Source organism: Pseudomonas sp. Wu6, assembly GCF_019891515.1.
Taxonomy (GTDB): Bacteria; Pseudomonadota; Gammaproteobacteria; order Pseudomonadales; family Pseudomonadaceae; genus Aquipseudomonas; species Aquipseudomonas orientalis_A.
On the sequence record NZ_JAFLXH010000041.1, the window covers coordinates 28,889 to 47,662 of the forward strand.

Here is an 18,774-nt window from a genome sequence, read left to right on the forward strand (position 1 = left end):
GAGCAGAACATGAGTGCAGTGATCCAAGATGTCGCGCAGAACCCCGGCCAACCCCTGGTCAGCCTGCGCAACCTGAACAAGTACTACGGCGACTTTGCCGCCGTGGACAACATTTCCCTGGACATCCAGAACGGCGAGTTCCTCACCTTCCTCGGCTCCAGCGGCTCGGGCAAGAGCACCACCCTGTCGATGCTGGCCGGCTTTGAAACGCCGAGCAGCGGCGAGATCCTGGTGAGCGGGCAATCCCTGGTCAACGTGCCGCCGCACAAGCGCGACATCGGCATGGTGTTCCAACGCTACTCGCTGTTTCCGCACTTGTCGGTGCGCGACAACATCGCCTTCCCCCTGGCCATCCGCAAACTGGCCAGCGCCGAACGCGAGAAACGCGTGGACGCCATGCTCAAGCTGGTGCAGCTGGAATCGTTTGCCCATCGCCGCCCTTCGCAACTCTCCGGCGGCCAGCAACAGCGCGTCGCCATCGCCCGCGCGCTGGTGTACGAGCCACGTATCCTGCTGATGGACGAACCCCTCGGCGCCCTCGACAAGAAACTGCGTGAAGACCTGCAGGACGAGCTGCGCCAGCTGCACCGGCGCCTGGGCATCACCATTATCTACGTGACCCACGACCAGGAAGAAGCCATGCGCCTGTCCCAGCGCATCGCGATTTTCAGCCACGGTAAAATCGTCGGCCTGGGCAGCGGTTTCGACCTGTACCAGAACCCGCCGAACGCGTTCGTCGCCTCGTTCCTGGGCAATTCCAACTTCCTCAAGCTCAAGGCCCAGGGCAACGCGGCAGCGTCGTTCGAAGGCCAGTCGCTGTCGATCCGCCTGACCAGCGGGCTGCACACCGAGCAGGACATATTGCTGATGGTGCGTCCGGAAAAGGCCCTGGCGCTGAGCGTCGAACAGGCCGCCGAGCAGCCGTTGGCCGCAGGCTGGAATGAAGTCTCGGCGATTGTCGGGGAGGTACTGTTTCTGGGCGAGAGCCAGACCTGCGCGGTGAAGACCCTGGGCGGTACGTCGATGACGGTCAAGGCGCTCTCGGCGGCGGGCATGCCGCTCAAGGCCGGCGACCCGGTGCGGGTGCGCTGGGCCACGGCGGATGCGTGCGTGTATACGCAGTGGGCCGAGAGTGATTTGAACAAGGCGGCCGGGGCGCACTGACATCTGACGAATGCATCACCTTCGGGTCGCCACGACGTCGGGTCGTGGCGGCCTTTTTTTTTCGCTACCTGGCTCCGCTAGAACGTTCGAGGCTCGCCATGAAATCCCGGCGTGGCGAGCTTGCCAGAGAAACGAAAATGCCCGGCACTGGCCGGGCACTTGAGCTAAGTGAGTGCCTAGTCGGTGTAACCCAGCTTCGCCGCCCGGACCTTCTGCGTTTGCTTGCGCGTCGCCAGGCAGTAATACAACGGACACGTCACCGCCAACCCCACCAGCCACGACAAGTCCGCGCCTTCCACCAGGTTGGCCCAGGGCCCCACATACAACGACGTATTGGCAAACGGCAGTTGCACGATGATCCCGATGAAGTACGCCACGATCGCATGCAGGTTAAATCGGCCATACACACCGCCATCGGCCTGGAAGATCGAGGCGATGTCGTACACGCCGCGCTTGATCACGTAGAAATCGATCAGGTTGATCGAGGCCCACGGCACCAGCACCAGCAACAGCGCGAGGATCAGCCCGATAAATTGCGCGATGAAGTCCGCCGACGCGCCCAGCGCCACCACGCAGCAACCGGCGAGGATGATGCCCGAGAGCACCACGCGCACCTTGATGCTGGGGGTCCAGTGGCTGGCGAAGGTCTGGATCGAGGTGATGATCGAAAGCACCGCGCCGTACAGGTTCAGCGCGTTGTGGCTGATGATATTGAGCAGGAACAGCACCATCAGGATCGGCCCCAACGCGCCGGTGGCCTGCTTGACCGCGACCATCGCCTCGGTGCCTTCCGGTGTGGCCAGCGCCGCCACCAGGCCGAAGGCGAACGACAGGATGGTGCCCAGGGTTGCGCCCAGGTAGGTGGCAATAAACGGCCGGGTGATGCCGATGTCCGCCGGCAGGTAACGCGAATAGTCACTGGTGTAGGGCGAGAAGCTGATCTGCCAGATGATCCCGAGCGACACCGTGGCCAGCCAGCCGGCGGCGTTGAAGCCGCCACGGGTGAGGAAGTCGGCCGGCAGGTCATGGGCAAAGATGTAGACAAAACCGGCGAGCAACGCGCTGCCCATCACCCAGGTGCCGATGCGGTTCAAGGTATGGATAAAGCGGTAGCCGATCACGCCGATGGCCGTGGCGCTGAGCGCGCCGATCAGGATGCTCGCCGGCACCGGCACCGGCACCGAGGGCACGATGCCGACGATGGATTTGCCGGCCAGCACAATATTGGAAATGAAAAAGCCGATGTAGATCAGCGCCGCGAAAAACACGATCAGCAGCGCGCCATAACGCCCGAACTGGCCGCGGCTCTGCACCATCTGCGGGATGCCCATGCGCGGGCCCTGGGCCGAGGCCAGGGCAATCACCACGCCGCCCAGCAGATGCCCGAGGGCAATCGCCAGCAGCCCCCACAGCAGGTTGAGATGGAACACCTGGGCCACCATCGCACCGGTGACGATGGGCAGCGGCGCGATATTGGTACTGAACCATAACGTGAACAGGTCGCGGGCCTTCCCGTGGCGCTCTGCGAGGGGGACGTAATCGACCGTGTGATGCTCGATCAGGGGGTCTTGCCGGGACATCTGAGGCATAGGAATAACTCGCGCTTGTCTGATCTTATAGTTGTTTGACGCCATCCGAAGGAAGCTCGATGGCTCCCCCTCAGACGAACACCATATTATGGTATTCCAACATTTTAACAAGGCTGATCCGCTGTTTTAGCCCGCCTCTGATCCGGCAATCGCGCCCCGAGAACAACCGCCATCACGGGATAAATCCCCGTAATAAAGGCCTTTGGCGGGCTCCGGACACGTTTATCGCCTGTCCAAAAAAGCCCTTGCAACTCCTGTATTACGGTATACCATCAGACCTATAAATTTAAAAAACCGCTTCATAGCAGAGGACCATCCCATGATCGATGCCGCCATCTACAAACAAGTGATGGGTTCGTTTCCGTCCGGTGTCACCGTGATTACTACGCTGGACGACGAGGGGCAAATCGTCGGCCTCACCGCCAGTGCGTTCAGCTCGCTGTCCATGGACCCGGCCCTGGTGCTCTTCTGCCCCAACTACAGCTCCGACTCCTACCCCGTGCTGATCAAAAACAAGCGTTTCGCCATTCATGTGCTGTCCGGCGGGCAGCAAAGCGAAGCCTATGCCTTTGCGCGCAAAGGCAAGGACAAGGCCCAGGGCATCGAGTGGACCCTGAGTGCACTGGGCAATCCGATCCTGGCCAACGCCACGGCGGTCATTGAATGCCAACTGTGGCGCGAATACGAAGGCGGCGACCACGCAATCATGGTGGGCGCCGTCGAGAACCTGATCGTGCCGGCGCAACCGAACAACCCCCTGGTGTATTGCCACGGCAAGATGGGTACCCTGCCGGTGCCTGCCTGACACCCCGCTCAACCCGTTTTTTGCGGAAAAATAACAATAGATCCGAGGTACGCGTCATGAAATTTTCGCTGTTCGTACACATGGAACGCTGGGATGAAAGCGTCAGCCACCGTCAGTTGTTCGAAGACTTGACCGAACTGACCCTGATGGCCGAAGCCGGTGGCTTCAGCACCGTGTGGATTGGCGAACACCACGCGATGGAATACACCATATCGCCAAGCCCGATGCCGTTGCTGGCTTACCTTGCGGCCAGGACCACCACGATTCGCCTGGGCGCCGGCACCATCATCGCGCCGTTCTGGCACCCGCTGCGGGTGGCCGGGGAATGCGCGTTGCTCGACGTGATCAGCAACGGACGCATGGAGGTGGGCCTCGCCCGGGGCGCTTACCAGGTTGAATTCGACCGCATGGCCGGCGGCATGCCCGCCTCGAGCGGCGGCCAGGCCCTGCGCGAAATGGTGCCGGTGGTGCGCGCCCTGTGGCAAGGCGACTACGCCCATGACGGCGACATCTGGAAATTCCCCACCTCCACCAGCGTGCCCAAGCCGATCCAGCAGCCCACCCCACCGATGTGGATCGCCGCCCGCGACCCCGACTCCCACAACTTCGCAGTGGCCAACGGCTGCAACGTGATGGTCACGCCGCTGATGAAAGGCGACGAAGAAGTCCTGGACCTGAAAAACAAATTCCAGGCCGCCCTGGACAACAACCCTGGTGTGCCCCGCCCGCAATTGATGGTGCTGCGCCACACCCACGTGCACGCCGCTGATGACCCCCAGGGCTGGAAAGTCGGGGCCACGGCGATCTCGAAGTTCTATCGCACCTTCGATGCCTGGTTCGGCAACAAGAGCGTGCCGGTCAACGGTTTCCTCGAGCCAAGCCCGGAAGAGAAGTTCGCCGCGCGCCCAGAGTTCGAACTGGAGAGCCTGCACAAAACCGCGATGATCGGCACCGCAGAAGAGATCATCCCGCGCATTCGGTACTACCAGGAACTGGGCGTGGATGAGTTCAGCTTCTGGTGCGACAACAGCCTGCCCCATGCCGAGAAAAAGAAGTCCCTGGCACTGTTTATCGAGCAGGTAATGCCGGCGTTTCGCTGACCGACTGCCGGCGCCATCTGTAGGAGCGAGCTTGCTCGCTCCTACAAAGGGCGGTGACGGGCATTAGAGCTTGCCCTTCCTACTTTCCTTGCCCTGCGCCCATCATCGCAGCATCTGTAACAGTCTATTGCACGAGCATAATGTACTAACCAGTTACTTATCTTGCTAAAATCGCGCCCTTGCCCTCTCTCACTCGAGTCCTTTCGACATGAAACGAGCATCGCGCGCCGCTGGCGTCTCTAGATTCCTACTCCTTGGCCTGGGCGTGATCATCGCCCTGCTTGGCCTTGCGCTCGCCGTCGGCGGCGCCAAATTGATCAGCCTGGGAGGTTCCTGGTACTTCCTGGTCGGTGGCGTGGCCATGGCCATTGCCGGGCTGCTGATTGCCCGGCGCAACCCGGCGGGTGCCTGGCTGTTCGCCGCGTTCCTCGTCGGCACGGCCGTCTGGGCCGTCGCGGATGTGGGCCTGGTGTACTGGCCGCTGTTCTCGCGCCTGTTCATGTTCGCCGTTATCGGTATCGTGGTCGCGCTGGTGTATCCGTTGCTGGTCGGCAAACCGGCGCGTGGTGCATACGGCGTCGCTGCCGTGCTGACGCTCGGCGTGGCAGTGGCGGCGGGCAATATGTTCGTCGCTCATCCAAGCGTAGCGCCGACCGGTGCAGGCCCAGGCATCACCCCGGTGGCTGCGGCCGATGCCCAGAAAGACTGGGCCCACTACGGCAACACCGAAGGCGGCAGCCGCTTCGCCGCGCTGGACCAGATCAATCGCGACAACATCGACAAGCTCAAAGTCGCCTGGACCTACCACACCGGTGACGTGGCGATCAGCGACGGCAACGGTGCCGAGGACCAACTGACGCCCCTGCAGATCGGCAACAAAGTGTTCATCTGCACCCCGCACAACAACCTCATCGCGCTCGACGCCGACACCGGCAAGGAGCTGTGGAAGAACGAGATCAATGCCCAATCAGCGGTCTGGCAGCGTTGCCGTGGCATGGCCTACTTCGACGCCACTGCGCCGATTGCCCAGCCCACCCAACAAGGCAGCTCGCCGGTCATTGCCGCCAGCGTGCCCGCCGGTGCGCAATGCCAGCGTCGTCTGCTGACCAACACCATCGATGCACGTCTGATCGCCGTGGACGCCGACACCGGCAAATTCTGCGAAGACTTCGGCACCCACGGTCAGGTAGATCTGAAGGCCGGCCTGGGTAACGTCCCGGACAGCTACTACCAACTGTCCTCGGCGCCGCTGATTGCCGGCACCACGGTGGTGGTGGGTGGTCGCGTCGCGGATAACGTGCAAACCGATATGCCGGGCGGCGTGATCCGTGGTTTCGATGTAATCAGCGGGCAGATGCGCTGGGCGTTCGACCCCGGCAACCCTGAAGACAAACACGCACCAGCCGCTGGCAGCACCTACGTGCGCAGCACCCCGAACAGCTGGGCACCGATGTCCTACGACCCGCTGATGAACACGGTCTTCCTGCCGATGGGCAGCTCGTCCACCGACATCTATGGCGTGGAGCGCACCCAGCTCAATCATAAATACGGCGCTTCGGTACTCGCGCTGGACGCCTCCACCGGCGCCGAGAAATGGGTGTACCAGACGGTCCACAATGACCTGTGGGACTTCGACCTGCCGATGCAACCCAGCCTGATCGATTTCACCCCGCCGGGCAGCGACAAGGCAGTGCCCGCCGTGGTGATCGGCACCAAGGCCGGACAGATCTATGTACTCGACCGCGCCACCGGCAAGCCGTTGACCGACGTGCAGGAAGTGCCGGTCAAAGCCGCGAACATTCCCAACGAGCCGTACTCCCCTACCCAGCCCAAGTCCCTGGGCATGCCGCAGATCGGCGCACAGACCCTGACCGAATCGGACATGTGGGGCGCCACGCCGTATGACCAGTTGCTGTGCCGCATCGACTTCAAGGGCATGCGCTACGACGGCCTGTACACCGCGCCGGGCACCGATAAATCCCTGAGCTTCCCGGGCTCCCTGGGCGGCATGAACTGGGGCAGTATTTCCACCGACCCGGTGCACGGCTTTATCTTCGTCAACGACATGCGCCTGGGCCTGTGGATCCAGATGGTGCCGTCGCAGAACAAGGCCCTGGCCGCCTCCGGTGGCGAAGCGCTGAATACCGGTATGGGCGCTGTGCCGCTCAAGGGCACGCCGTACGCGGTGAACAAGAACCGCTTCCTGTCGGTGGCCGGCATCCCGTGCCAGGCGCCGCCGTTCGGCACCTTGACCGCGATCGACATGAAGACGCAGAAAATCGCCTGGCAAGTACCGGTAGGCACCGTTGAAGACACCGGCCCCCTGGGCATCCGCATGCACCTGCCGATCAAAGTCGGCCTGCCGACCCTCGGCGGTACGCTGTCGACCCAGGGTGGCCTGATCTTTATCGCCGGCACCCAGGACTTCTACCTGCGCGCCTTCAACAGCGGAAACGGTGATGAAATCTGGAAAGCCCGCCTGCCGGTGGGCAGCCAGGGCGGCCCGATGACCTACGTGTCACCGAAAACCGGCAAGCAGTACATCGTCGTCACCGCCGGCGGTGCACGCCAGTCCACCGACCGTGGCGACTACGTGATCGCCTACGCCTTGCCGTAACAACCCCTTGTTAGCGCGGTGCGCCCGCACCGCGCTTTTGTGCCTGGAAAATCCTCCATGAACCCTACTTCTCATACGTCCCTTGGACGCCTGGTGCTGGGCCTGGCCTTTGCCGCCGCCCTGCCCGTTCAAGCCGACGACTCCACCCTGACCGGCGACTGGGGCGGCCTGCGCCGCGAACTCGACGACCAGGGCGTGCGCTTCAGCGGCGACTACAGCGGCGAGACCGCCTACAACGCCCACGGCGGCCAGCATCGCTCGGCGCGCTATTCACAGAATCTCAAGCTCGGTGTGCAGTTCGACCTGGGCAAACTCTACGGTCTCAACAACGGCGACCGTATCCAACTGACCATCAACGACCGACGCGGCAACAGCGCCTCCGAAGACCTGGTGGGCAACCGCCTGCCGATCCAGGAGAACTACGGTGGCCTCTACACCCGCCTCACCGAGTTGAGCTACGAACGCACGCTGTTCACCCCGGCACTTAACCTCAAGCTCGGCTACATGGCCATGGGCAATGACCTCGGCGGCCTGGACAGCGGCATCCTGTGCAACTTCATGAACGCCGGGTTCTGCGGGCACCCGTTGAACATGTCGGGCGGCAGCGGCTGGGCCAACTACCCGAATGCACACCTGGGTGCGCGAGTGAAATACGACTTCTCGCCCAACTGGCAACTGCGCGTGGCCGCGTTCAATGTCGACCCGTCCAGCAACGGCAATTCCAGCCGCGCCTGGCACCTGGGGCCCAAACACACCACCGGCACGGTGGTGCCCATCGAGCTGATCTACAAACACATCGGCAGCCTGCCGGGTGAATACAAGCTCGGTTATTACTACGACAGCTCCGATGTCAAACGCATCGGCAGCGACAAAGAGGTCAGCGGTCGTGGCGGCCACTACCTGTTGATCGACCAGGCCGTGTGGGCCTCGCCAACGTCCCAGGGCCGCAGCCTGCATGCCTTCGGTCAATACTCGGCGGCCAGCGAGGCGGCCTCGCCGTTCAGCAAGTGGTATGGCGCGGGCGTGGTGTTGTACAAACCGTTCGAAGGCCGCCCGCGCGACACCGTCGCCCTGGGCTATGGCCGCGCCGTGCCGAACCCGCGCAGTCGCGATGTACAGGAACTGGCGGCCTTCAATGCAGGCAACCCCTACCCTGCCCTGGACAGCGCCGAGCAGTTGATCGAACTCAGTTATGGCTATCAGGCTACGCCGTGGCTGACCTTGCGTCCGGATGTGCAATACATCATCGAACCGGGGGCATTTTCCGGGAAGCGTATCGACAATGCGCTGATCCTGGGTATGCAGGTCAAGGCGGTGTTCTAAGCCGCGCCCTGCTGGTACTGCCGCGGCGTACACCCGTACTCGCGGCGAAACACGGTGTGCAGGTATTGCGCCGAGGTGAACCCGCAAGTCTGCGCAATATCGGCAATCGCCAGCGCCTGGTTTTCCAGGCCCCTGGCGGCGGCGGCGAGTTTGAAGCGCAGGATCTCGTCGTGCACGCTGCACCCGCGCACCTTGCGAAAGTGCGACTCCAACGATGAACGCGACACCCCGACATACGCCGCCACCTGCGCGGTCTTGATGCCCTGGCAGGCGTATTGACGAATGAACAGCAGGGCCTGCATCACATAGGGATTGCCCAAAGGTTGATGCAGGCTGGAGGCCTGCACGTTGATCGCGTCCGGCGGCACCAGCACCTGCGTACCCGCACAGGGTTTGCCATGCAGCATCTGATGCAGCAGCGCGGCGGCGGTGCGGCCCATGGTTTCGGTGCCCTGGATCACCGAACTGAGCGGCACCCGCGTCAGCGTGCGGGTCAGCGGGTCGTTGTCGATACCGATCAGCGCCACTTCCTCCGGCACTGCAATGCCTGCGGTCAGGCAGGCCTGCAACAGTTGCCGGGCACGGGCGTCGGTCACGGCAATAATGCCGATGGGCTTGGGCAGGCTGTGCAGCCAGGCAATCTGCTGCTCCACCGCGCTGTCCCACAACGGCGCGCTGGTCCCCAGGCCGCGATAGATCTCCACCTGCAAACCATCGCGCTGCATCAAGCCGCGAAACGCCTTCTCACGCTCCTGGGCCCAGCGATTGGCCTGGGCTTCGGGCAGGCTGAAACAGGCAAACCGCGTCAGCCCGGCCTCGATCAGATGCTCGTAGGCCAGCTTCATGAGGGCATGGTTATCGGTCGCTACATAGGGAATCCCCTTGGGGTACAGGCTGACGTCCTCATACGACCCGCCCACCGCCACCACCGGTATCCGACTCCCGGCCAACGCCTCACCAATCAGCGGGTCATCGAAATCGGCAATGATCCCATCGCCCTGCCAACGCTCGATGCCGCGCAGACGACAGAGGAAATCCTCCTCCAGGAACAAATCCCAGGACGCACGGGTGCTGCTCAGGTAATTGCCGATACCGGCGATGATGCCACGGTCGTAGATTTTGCTGCCGTTGAAGAGCAAGGCGATGCGGTGCACGGGCGGTAGGGTTTTCATTGTTTTGTCCTGGAGCCGGTGGAGACAGACTAGACCTGACTGCACAAAATCGCACCACCCCTTGGTGATTTTCATAATCAGCAGCCCCAGTGCCGTTGCTAGTATCCAGACACCGCCAAGAACAATAAGGAAACCCCCATGCCGTACTTCCCCGGTGTCGAGCAGGTTCGCTTCGAAGGCCCTGCCAGCGACTCTCCCCTCGCGTTTCGTCACTACGACGCCAACAAGCTGATCCTCGGCAAGCCCATGCGCGAGCACCTGCGCATGGCCGCCTGTTACTGGCACACCTTTGTGTGGCCGGGGGCGGATATGTTTGGGGTGGGCACCTTCAAGCGGCCGTGGCAGCGCAGCGGTGATCCAATGGAGCTGGCCATCGGCAAGGCGGAGGCGGCCTTTGAGTTTTTCTCCAAGCTGGGCATCGACTACTACAGTTTCCACGACACCGACGTGGCGCCCGAAGGCCGTTCGCTCAAGGAGTACCGCAACCACTTTGCGCAGATGGTCGATCACCTGGAGCGTCATCAGGAACAGACCGGCATCAAGTTGCTGTGGGGCACCGCCAATTGCTTCAGCAACCCGCGCTTTGCCGCCGGCGCCGCGAGCAACCCTGACCCTGAGGTGTTCGCCTACGCCGCCGCCCAAGTGTTCAGCGCAATGAACGCCACGCTGCGCCTCAAGGGTTCCAACTACGTGCTGTGGGGCGGCCGTGAAGGCTATGAAACCCTGCTCAACACCGACCTCAAGCGCGAGCGCGAGCAGCTTGGCCGGTTCATGCGCATGGTGGTGGAGCACAAGCACAAGATCGGCTTTACCGGCGACCTGCTGATCGAGCCCAAGCCCCAGGAGCCGACCAAGCATCAGTACGATTACGACAGCGCCACGGTGTTCGGCTTCCTGCATGAGTACGGCCTGGAGCACGAGATCAAGGTCAATATCGAGGCCAACCATGCGACGTTGGCCGGGCACAGCTTTCATCATGAGATTGCCACCGCCGTGTCCCTGGGAATTTTCGGCAGCATCGACGCCAACCGTGGCGACCCGCAGAACGGCTGGGATACCGACCAGTTTCCCAACAGCGTCGAGGAAATGACCCTGGCCACCTATGAAATCCTCAAGGCCGGCGGGTTCAGGAATGGCGGCTACAATTTCGATTCCAAGGTACGCCGCCAGAGCCTGGACGAGGTGGACCTGTTCCACGGCCACGTGGCGGCGATGGATGTGTTGGCCCTGGCCCTGGAGCGCGCGGCCGCCATGGTGCAGAACGATCGGCTGCAACAGTTCAAGGACCAGCGCTATGCCGGCTGGCAGCAGCCGCTGGGCAAAGCCGTACTGGCGGGCGAGTTCAGCCTGCAATCCCTGGCCGAACATGCGTTTGCCAACGAACTGGACCCGCAGGCCGTGAGTGGTCGGCAGGAGATGCTGGAAGGAATCGTGAACCGGTTTATCTACACCTGACGCCCATACCGGGGGCTGTGACATTTGCGCGACAAATCTATGCACAGAGCGCCCCAGGACGCTCTACAGTTTCAGGCGCACCACGCTGTGTCTTTTCCAACAACAATAAAAGGACGCACCACCATGAAGTCATTCAAACGTACGCTGCTCGCCACTGCCCTGGCCCTGCTCGCCCTGCCGGTGATGGCCGATTCGGCTCACCCGAAAATCGGTTTTTCCATCGACGACCTGCGCCTGGAGCGCTGGTCCCGAGACCGTGACTACTTCGTCGCAGCGGCGGAAAAACTCGATGCCAAGGTATTCGTGCAGTCCGCCGATGCCAACGAGCAGAAACAAATCTCGCAGATCGAAAACCTCATCTCCCGTGGCGTCGATGTGATCGTGATCGTGCCGTTCAACGCCACGGTGCTCACCAATGCGGTGGCCGAAGCCAAGAAGGCCGGGATCAAGGTGGTGTCCTATGACCGTCTGATCCTCAATGCGGACATCGATGCCTACATCTCTTTCGATAACGAAAAAGTCGGCGAAATGCAGGCCAGCGGCGTGCTGCAAGCGGCGCCCAAGGGTAATTACTTTCTGCTCGGCGGCGCGCCGACCGACAACAACGCCAAGGTGCTGCGCGAAGGCCAGATGAAGGTGCTGCAACCGGCCATCGACAAGGGCGATATCAAGATCGTCGGCCAGCAATGGGTGAAAGAGTGGAACCCCACCGAAGCCCTGAGCATCGTCGAGAACGCCCTGACCCGTAACAACAACAAAATCGACGCTATCGTCGCCTCCAACGACGCCACCGCCGGCGGTGCGATCCAGGCCCTGGCCGCGCAGAAGCTGGCGGGCAAGGTGCCGATTTCCGGCCAGGACGCGGACCTCGCGGCGATCAAGCGCGTGATCGACGGCACCCAGACCATGACCGTCTACAAACCGCTCAAGTTGATCGCCACCGAGGCGGCCAAACTGTCGGTGCAGTTGGCGCGCAATGAAAAACCCACCTACAGCTCGCAATACGACAATGGCAGCAAGCAGGTCGACACCATCCTGCTCACCCCGACGCCGCTGACCAAGGCCAATATCGACGTGCTGGAGAAGGACGGGTTCTACACCAAAGAGCAGATCGCCGGGCAATGATGACTGCCTCGATAAAACCTCGCCCCCTGTAGGAGCGAGCTTGCTCGCGAAAAACGTCAACGATAATGCGCGCTTCCTGGATAAACGCGGCGCTCTCGGGTTTTTCGCGAGCAAGCTCGCTCCTACGGGGGTGGGGCCAGCCTATTTGTGTGAGCCTTTCCCATGTCCGACTACCTGCTGCAAATGAACGGCATCGTCAAAAGCTTCGGTGGTGTCAACGCCCTCAATGGCATCGACATCAAGGTGCGGCCCGGCGAGTGCGTCGGGTTGTGCGGCGAAAACGGCGCCGGCAAATCCACCTTGATGAAGGTGCTGTCGGCGGTCTATCCGTACGGCACCTGGGAGGGCGAAATCCTCTGGGACGGGCAGCCGCTCAAAGCCCAGTCCATCAGCGAAACCGAAGCCGCCGGCATCGTCATCATCCATCAGGAACTGACCCTGGTGCCCGACCTGTCGGTGGCCGAGAACATCTTTATGGGCCACGAACTGACCCTGCCCGGTGGGCGCATGAATTACCCGGCGATGCTGCACCGCGCCGAGGCGTTGATGCGTGAACTCAAGGTGCCGGACATGAATGTGGCGCTGCCGGTGTCGCAGTATGGCGGCGGCTACCAGCAACTGGTGGAGATCGCCAAGGCCCTGAACAAACAGGCGCGCCTGCTGATCCTCGACGAGCCCTCTTCGGCCCTGACCCGCTCGGAAATCGACGTGCTGCTGGACATCATCCGTGACCTCAAGGCCAAGGGCGTGGCCTGCGTGTACATCTCGCACAAGCTCGATGAAGTGGCCGCCGTGTGCGACACCATCGCCGTGATTCGTGACGGCAAGCACATCGCAACCACCGCCATGGCCGACATGAACATCGCGCAGATCATCACGCAAATGGTCGGCCGCGAGATGAGCAACCTCTACCCCACCGAACCCCATGAGGTGGGTGAGGTGATGTTCGAGGCGCGCAACGTTACCTGCTACGACGTCGACAACCCCAGGCGCAAACGCGTCGACGATGTTTCCTTCGTGCTCAGGCGTGGCGAAATCCTCGGCATTGCCGGGCTGGTGGGCGCCGGGCGCACGGAGTTGGTGTCGGCGCTGTTCGGCGCCTACCCCGGGCGCTACAGCGGTGAGGTGTGGCTGGAAGGCCAGATGATCGACACGCGCACGCCGCTCAAGTCGATCCGCGCCGGGCTGTGCATGGTGCCCGAGGACCGCAAGCGCCAGGGCATCATCCCCGACCTGGGCGTGGGCCAGAACATCACCCTGGCGGTGCTCGACACTTATGCCCACCTGACCCGCATCGACGCCGAGGCCGAACTGGGCAGCATCGACCAGCAGATCGCGCGCATGCACCTGAAAACCGCCAGCCCGTTCCTGCCGATTACCAGCCTGTCCGGCGGCAACCAGCAAAAGGCCGTGCTGGCAAAAATGCTCATGGCCAAGCCCAAGGTGCTGATCCTGGATGAGCCCACGCGCGGGGTGGATGTGGGCGCCAAGTACGAGATCTACAAACTGATGGGCGCGCTGGCGGCCGAAGGTGTGGCGATCATCATGGTGTCGTCGGAACTCGCCGAAGTGCTCGGCGTGTCCAACCGCGTGCTGGTGATCGGCGACGGCCAGTTGCGTGGCGACTTCATCAATCAGGGGCTCACTCAGGAACAGGTACTCGCCGCTGCGCTCAGCCAAAACAATAATGATCGGAAGACCGCGTAGATGAATCAGGTCAAACACCTTTTCACCCGCTACAAAATGCTCGCCCTGGTGATCGCCGTCGCGTTCATCTGGCTGTTTTTCAGCTGGCAGACCGACGGCGGCTTCCTCACGCCGCGCAACCTGTCCAACCTGCTGCGGCAGATGTCCATCACCGGGATACTGGCGTGCGGCATGGTGCTGGTGATCATCAGCGGCGAAATCGATTTGTCGGTGGGTTCATTGCTGGGCTTGCTGGGCGGGCTGGCGGCGATCCTGGACGTGGTTTATCACATCCCGCTGCTGGCCAACCTGAGCCTGGTCGCGCTGTGCGGCTTGATGATCGGCCTGGCCAACGGCTATATGACGGCCTACCTGCGCATCCCGTCGTTCATTGTCGGCCTGGGCGGGATGCTGGCGTTTCGCGGGATCCTGCTGGGGATCACCGGCGGCACCACCATCGCGCCGGTATCGCCGTCGCTGGTCTACGTGGGCCAGGGGTACTTACCGCATTCGGTGGGCATTGGCCTGGGTGTCCTGCTGTTTGCATTGACCCTGTTCCTCACCTGGAGGCAGCGGCGCAACCGCGCACTGCATGGCTTGGCCGCGCACGCCCTGATGCGCGACGTACTGCGCGTGGTGCTGATCGGTGCAGTGCTGGCCGGGTTCGTCACCACCCTCAACAGCTACGACGGCATCCCGGTTCCGGTGTTGCTGCTGTTGATGCTGCTCGGCGTGTTCAGCTACGTCACCAGCCAGACCGTGTTCGGCCGTCGCGTGTACGCGGTGGGCAGCAATATGGAGGCGACGCGGCTGTCGGGTATCAACGTGCAGGCGGTGAAACTGTGGATCTTCGGCATCATGGGCGTGATGTGCGCGCTGGCCGGCCTGGTCAACACCGCGCGCCTGGCCGCCGGTTCACCGTCAGCGGGAAACATGGGCGAACTGGACGCGATTGCCGCGTGCTTTATCGGCGGCACCTCAATGCGCGGCGGCTCGGGCACGGTGTATGGCGCGTTGCTCGGGGCGCTGGTGATTACCAGCCTGGATAACGGCATGTCGATGCTCGACGTGGACAGCTACTGGCAGATGATCGTCAAGGGCAGCATTTTGGTGCTGGCGGTGTGGGTGGATGTGAGTACGCGGGCGGGCCGGCGCTGACCCAGTGGCTGAACGCGGTCAAAACTGTGGGAGGGGGGGGCCTTGATGCCAGTCAGTGAAGGCTTTTTGTAGGAGCGAGCTTGCTCGCGAAAAACTCGCAGGCACCGCGTTCATTCAGAAAACACGCGTTATCGTTGACGTTTTTCGCGAGCAAGAGCTAGGCGCCCCTTCGCTCCTACAGACGGCGGCGTACGCTTAACTGACTGGCATCTGGGCTTGCCCCCTCCACAGTTGATTGCATTTTTCAACATTGGGATTGGTGGCATTTGGTCATGTTTTTTAAAGGGCCAGCAAGGCATGTCCCTTTAAATTGCAGGACGTTTCCTAGACAATCCCTGCCGCCTTGTGCCTGCTGGAATCGCTGGCTAGTCTGCGCTCCGTCACTGCCAATTCAGTGATCGGGTTTAGTCGCCCGGAATGTCACAAGGAGCATGGTCCATCAAGTTTTATGGTGGCTGTGCGCAGGGCACCTTCGGGTGCGCCGGATTTTCCTTGTGGCCGGTCGACTAACCTGCGTACAGCCGCCACCCATCGTTTAGTCGCGACGGGGGTCGGTACCTGACCACACAAGGAGTTGCACCATGAACAAAGCCCTACCCGAGCCACCCCTCGATCCCGCAAAAGACCGCGCCGCCTTCAACCGCGCCATCGACCACTACCTGCCCACCCAAGGCTTTCACTCGGTCAACGAAGACCTGAGCTTCGAAGACGCCCTGCTCTACACCGCCAGCTTGCTCGACAGCGCCTCCGCCACCGCCCTGGACTGCGGCGAACTTCTGCAAAGCCCCGAGCGGGCGAAGATCCTGGCGGTATGGCACCTGCTGGAAATTGCCAAGACCACGGTCGACCGCTCCATCGAATGCCTGACCTGCACAAAACCCACTGCCTGAACGCGCTCAAAACTGTGGGAGGGGGCTTGCCCCCGATGGCGGTGGGTCAGTCACAGATTTATTAACTGACCCACCGCTATCGGGGGCAAGCCCCCTCCCACATTCGGGCATACAGTGCCTGCGAGACCTACTTCGACACCGGCATCGCAAACTCCGCGCCCTGCTCGATGCTCTCCGACCAGCGCTGCATGATCGACTTCTGTTTGGTGTAGAAACGCACGCCTTCGGTGCCATACGCATGCATGTCGCCAAACAGGCTCTTCTTCCAGCCGCCAAACCCATGCCAGGCCATCGGCACCGGGATCGGCACGTTGATGCCGACCATGCCCACTTCAATACGCCGCGCAAATTCGCGGGCGATGTGGCCGTCGCGGGTGAAGCAACTGACGCCGTTGCCGAACTCGTGGTCGTTGACCAGCTTCACGGCCTCCGCGAAGTCGTTGACGCGCACACAGGCCAGCACCGGTCCGAAGATTTCTTCGCGGTAGATGCTCATGTCCCGGGTCACGTGGTCGAACAAGGTCGCGCCGAGCCAGAAGCCGTTTTCCAGGCCGGGTTCGGTGGGCACGTAGTCACGGCCATCGAGCAGCAAGTGCGCGCCGGCCTGTACGCCCTGCTCGATATAGCCACGGATGCGTTCCAGCGCCACTTTCGACACAATCGGCCCCATTTCGGCTTTCAAATCGCGGCCATCGGTGATGCGCAGCGTCTTGGCGCGCTCGCTCAAAGCGGCGATGACTTTATCCCCCACGTCCCCCACCAGCACCGCCACCGAGATCGCCATGCAGCGCTCGCCGGCACTGCCGTAGGCGGCGCCCATCAGCGCATCGACGGTGCGCTCGATATCCGCGTCGGGCATCACCACCATATGGTTTTTCGCCCCGCCCAGGCCTTGTACGCGCTTGCCGTGGCGGGCGCCGCTCTCGTAGATGTACTGGGCAATCGGCGTGGAACCGACAAAACTCACGGCCTTGACGTCCGGGTGTTCGATCAGCGCGTCCACCGCTTCCTTGTCGCCCTGCACCACGTTGAACACGCCCTTGGGCAAGCCCGCTTCACGCAAAAGCTCGGCCATGAACAACGAAGCGCTCGGGTCGGTGGGGCTTGGCTTGAGGATGAAGGTGTTGCCCGCCGCAATGGCAATCGGGTACATCCACATCGGTACCATCACCGGGAAGTTGAACGGGGTTACGCCGGCCACCACGCCCAGGGGCTGGCGCAGGGTCCAGTTGTCCATGCCACGGGAGACCTGGTCGGAATGTTCGCCCTTGAGCAGGTTGGGAATGCCACAGGCGAATTCGAGAATATCGATGCCACGGTCGACCTCGCCCTGGGCATCGGTAAAGACCTTGCCGTGTTCGGCGACGATGATGCGCGCCAGGTCGTCCTTGCGTTCACGCAGCAGGTGCAGGTATTCGAACAGCACGCGGGCGCGGCGGATCGGCGGGGTGTCGGCCCAGCCGGCGAAGGCGGCCTGAGCAGCGGCGACGGCTTCGGCCACGGTCTGGCGGCTGGCCAGGGCCACGCGCGCGGTGACTTCGCCGGTGGCCGGGTTGTAGACGTCCTGATAGCGATCATCGCGGCTCACGCGCTGGTCGTTGATGTAATGCTCAAGGGTAGTGGACATGGCAGGCGCTCCAGGTAGTTGGCGTTGGCACCCACCTTAGGCTTTCGCTTTGTTCCGAACCAGAGCAGAATCCCGAACTTATTGTGCACACTGGCGAACAATACCTCCATGGAAAAAGCCGAGATCGAAGGGCTGTGGACCAATATCCACTGGCTGTCGGTGCTGGAAGAACAAGGCACTTACACCGCCGCCGCCGCGCGCCTGGGCGTGAGCAAGTCGGCGGTGAGCCAGCGTATTTCCGACCTGGAAAAGGCCACCGGCACCCGCCTGGTCACGCGCACCACGCGCAGCGTACGGCTGACCGACGCGGGGCTGTCGTTGACCCGCGAAGTGCGCAGCGCCTATGAACACATCGCCCGCAGCTTTTCTTCGGTGCGCGACCAGGCCGGGGAAGTCCGTGGCCTGGTGCGGCTGACCGCGCCCGTGGCGTTCGCCCGGCAACAGCTGGTGCCGCACCTGCCGCAATTTTTGCAGCAATACCCGCAGGTGCGCATCCAGCTGGACGTGTCCGACGCCCTGAGTTCACTGGCCGCAGAAGGCTACGACCTGGCCGTGCGCCATGGTTTCCAGATCCCCGAGACCCATGTGGCCTGGAAACTCTGCGACACCGCCTCGGTGCTGGTCGCCACCCGCGACTACCTGCAGCGCCATGGCGAACCCGGCGCGCCGAGCGAGCTGTCGACGCACAACTGTCTGTTCTACCCACGCGGCACCGACCAGCCGGCCTGGACCTTCGAACGCGGCGGCACACACATCGAACGCCTGACCATCCCCATCGCCGGCAGCTTCGCCACCAACAACAGCGAAGCCCTGCGCGACGCGGCGCTCAACCACCTGGGCATCGCCCTGCTGCCGGACTTCAGCGCCCATGCGGCGCTGGCGGAAGGCAAGCTGGTGCAGGTCTTGAAGGGTTGGACGCTCAAGGGCGCGTTTGCCGATGAGATCTACCTGATTCGGCCGTACTCGCCCCATGTGCCGAAGTCAGTGAGTGCGTTGGTGGGCTTTTTAAAGGCGCAGTTGGCCGGCGGGTTTCGATTCGCGGGCTGAGGCAAAAAAAAGCCCG

General features: G+C 62.5%; 14 protein-coding genes. 11 read left to right on the forward strand and 3 right to left on the reverse strand.

Going from position 1 to position 18,774, the window contains the following annotated elements:
• The first annotated feature begins 9 nt into the window (after positions 1 to 9).
• Positions 10 to 1,164 (forward strand): ABC transporter ATP-binding protein, encoded by a 1,155-nt coding sequence (locus tag J1G34_RS23145; RefSeq protein ID WP_122462816.1) that lies wholly within the window; start codon positions 10 to 12, stop codon positions 1,162 to 1,164.
• 176 nt (positions 1,165 to 1,340) lie between these two features.
• Here J1G34_RS23145 and J1G34_RS23150 read toward each other — a convergent pair whose 3' ends face one another.
• On the reverse strand, positions 1,341 to 2,753 hold the full coding sequence (locus J1G34_RS23150) for a purine-cytosine permease family protein (protein WP_222994683.1): 1,413 nt from the start codon (positions 2,751 to 2,753) through the stop codon (positions 1,341 to 1,343).
• Between the two features lie 319 nt (positions 2,754 to 3,072).
• Between J1G34_RS23150 and J1G34_RS23155 the strand changes: the two genes are divergently transcribed.
• The 4 genes from J1G34_RS23155 to J1G34_RS23170 all read left to right on the forward strand — a co-directional run bounded on the left by J1G34_RS23155 (position 3,073) and on the right by J1G34_RS23170 (position 8,598).
• Complete coding sequence (locus J1G34_RS23155; protein ID WP_065891995.1) at positions 3,073 to 3,558, forward strand: flavin reductase family protein; 486 nt, start codon at positions 3,073 to 3,075, stop codon at positions 3,556 to 3,558.
• Positions 3,559 to 3,614: 56 nt separating this feature from the next.
• A complete protein-coding gene (locus J1G34_RS23160; protein WP_065891994.1) occupies positions 3,615 to 4,658 on the forward strand; it encodes an LLM class flavin-dependent oxidoreductase in 1,044 nt (347 codons plus the stop codon).
• A gap of 208 nt (positions 4,659 to 4,866) precedes the next feature.
• Positions 4,867 to 7,275 carry a glucose/quinate/shikimate family membrane-bound PQQ-dependent dehydrogenase gene (locus J1G34_RS23165; protein ID WP_122462819.1) on the forward strand — a complete coding sequence of 803 codons (2,409 nt, stop codon included), beginning with the start codon at positions 4,867 to 4,869 and terminating at the stop codon, positions 7,273 to 7,275.
• 57 nt (positions 7,276 to 7,332) lie between these two features.
• A complete protein-coding gene (locus J1G34_RS23170; RefSeq protein ID WP_122462820.1) occupies positions 7,333 to 8,598 on the forward strand; it encodes a carbohydrate porin in 1,266 nt (421 codons plus the stop codon).
• On the opposite strand, the gene J1G34_RS23175 is transcribed toward J1G34_RS23170, so the two are convergent.
• Positions 8,595 to 9,770 carry a XylR family transcriptional regulator gene (locus J1G34_RS23175; RefSeq protein ID WP_065883553.1) on the reverse strand — a complete coding sequence of 392 codons (1,176 nt, stop codon included), beginning with the start codon at positions 9,768 to 9,770 and terminating at the stop codon, positions 8,595 to 8,597. The two genes, J1G34_RS23170 and J1G34_RS23175, sit on opposite strands and share 4 nt — an antisense overlap.
• A gap of 138 nt (positions 9,771 to 9,908) precedes the next feature.
• Here J1G34_RS23175 and xylA point away from each other — a divergent pair, with 138 nt between their 5' ends.
• From xylA to J1G34_RS23200, 5 genes are all read left to right on the forward strand, one after another.
• Positions 9,909 to 11,225, forward strand: coding sequence for a xylose isomerase (gene xylA, locus J1G34_RS23180; RefSeq protein ID WP_065891991.1), 1,317 nt, complete (start codon positions 9,909 to 9,911; stop codon positions 11,223 to 11,225).
• Between the two features lie 123 nt (positions 11,226 to 11,348).
• Positions 11,349 to 12,350 (forward strand): D-xylose ABC transporter substrate-binding protein, encoded by a 1,002-nt coding sequence (xylF, locus tag J1G34_RS23185; protein ID WP_057721949.1) that lies wholly within the window; start codon positions 11,349 to 11,351, stop codon positions 12,348 to 12,350.
• Positions 12,351 to 12,512: 162 nt separating this feature from the next.
• Positions 12,513 to 14,057 (forward strand): D-xylose ABC transporter ATP-binding protein, encoded by a 1,545-nt coding sequence (xylG, locus tag J1G34_RS23190; RefSeq protein ID WP_222994684.1) that lies wholly within the window; start codon positions 12,513 to 12,515, stop codon positions 14,055 to 14,057.
• Entirely contained in the window at positions 14,058 to 15,194 is a 1,137-nt protein-coding gene (locus J1G34_RS23195) for a sugar ABC transporter permease (protein WP_222994685.1), read from the forward strand. It begins immediately after the preceding gene.
• Between the two features lie 581 nt (positions 15,195 to 15,775).
• Entirely contained in the window at positions 15,776 to 16,084 is a 309-nt protein-coding gene (locus J1G34_RS23200; RefSeq protein ID WP_122737416.1) for a DUF6124 family protein, read from the forward strand.
• Positions 16,085 to 16,211: 127 nt separating this feature from the next.
• Here J1G34_RS23200 and J1G34_RS23205 read toward each other — a convergent pair whose 3' ends face one another.
• On the reverse strand, positions 16,212 to 17,711 hold the full coding sequence (locus J1G34_RS23205; RefSeq protein ID WP_222994686.1) for a CoA-acylating methylmalonate-semialdehyde dehydrogenase: 1,500 nt from the start codon (positions 17,709 to 17,711) through the stop codon (positions 16,212 to 16,214).
• Positions 17,712 to 17,819: 108 nt separating this feature from the next.
• Here J1G34_RS23205 and J1G34_RS23210 point away from each other — a divergent pair, with 108 nt between their 5' ends.
• Positions 17,820 to 18,758 (forward strand): LysR family transcriptional regulator, encoded by a 939-nt coding sequence (locus J1G34_RS23210; protein WP_222994687.1) that lies wholly within the window; start codon positions 17,820 to 17,822, stop codon positions 18,756 to 18,758.
• Positions 18,759 to 18,774 lie beyond the last annotated feature (16 nt).

What these genes read in the sequence shown, in the direction of transcription:
- J1G34_RS23145 (WP_122462816.1), top strand. Translation starts at nt 10, where the DNA reads ATGAGTGCAGTGATCCAAGATGTCGCGCAGAACCCCGGCCAACCCCTG.
- J1G34_RS23150 (WP_222994683.1), bottom strand. Translation starts at nt 2,753, where the DNA reads ATGCCTCAGATGTCCCGGCAAGACCCCCTGATCGAGCATCACACGGTC.
- J1G34_RS23155 (WP_065891995.1), top strand. Translation starts at nt 3,073, where the DNA reads ATGATCGATGCCGCCATCTACAAACAAGTGATGGGTTCGTTTCCGTCC.
- J1G34_RS23160 (WP_065891994.1), top strand. Translation starts at nt 3,615, where the DNA reads ATGAAATTTTCGCTGTTCGTACACATGGAACGCTGGGATGAAAGCGTC.
- J1G34_RS23165 (WP_122462819.1), top strand. Translation starts at nt 4,867, where the DNA reads ATGAAACGAGCATCGCGCGCCGCTGGCGTCTCTAGATTCCTACTCCTT.
- J1G34_RS23170 (WP_122462820.1), top strand. Translation starts at nt 7,333, where the DNA reads ATGAACCCTACTTCTCATACGTCCCTTGGACGCCTGGTGCTGGGCCTG.
- J1G34_RS23175 (WP_065883553.1), bottom strand. Translation starts at nt 9,770, where the DNA reads ATGAAAACCCTACCGCCCGTGCACCGCATCGCCTTGCTCTTCAACGGC.
- xylA (WP_065891991.1), top strand. Translation starts at nt 9,909, where the DNA reads ATGCCGTACTTCCCCGGTGTCGAGCAGGTTCGCTTCGAAGGCCCTGCC.
- xylF (WP_057721949.1), top strand. Translation starts at nt 11,349, where the DNA reads ATGAAGTCATTCAAACGTACGCTGCTCGCCACTGCCCTGGCCCTGCTC.
- xylG (WP_222994684.1), top strand. Translation starts at nt 12,513, where the DNA reads ATGTCCGACTACCTGCTGCAAATGAACGGCATCGTCAAAAGCTTCGGT.
- J1G34_RS23195 (WP_222994685.1), top strand. Translation starts at nt 14,058, where the DNA reads ATGAATCAGGTCAAACACCTTTTCACCCGCTACAAAATGCTCGCCCTG.
- J1G34_RS23200 (WP_122737416.1), top strand. Translation starts at nt 15,776, where the DNA reads ATGAACAAAGCCCTACCCGAGCCACCCCTCGATCCCGCAAAAGACCGC.
- J1G34_RS23205 (WP_222994686.1), bottom strand. Translation starts at nt 17,711, where the DNA reads ATGTCCACTACCCTTGAGCATTACATCAACGACCAGCGCGTGAGCCGC.
- J1G34_RS23210 (WP_222994687.1), top strand. Translation starts at nt 17,820, where the DNA reads ATGGAAAAAGCCGAGATCGAAGGGCTGTGGACCAATATCCACTGGCTG.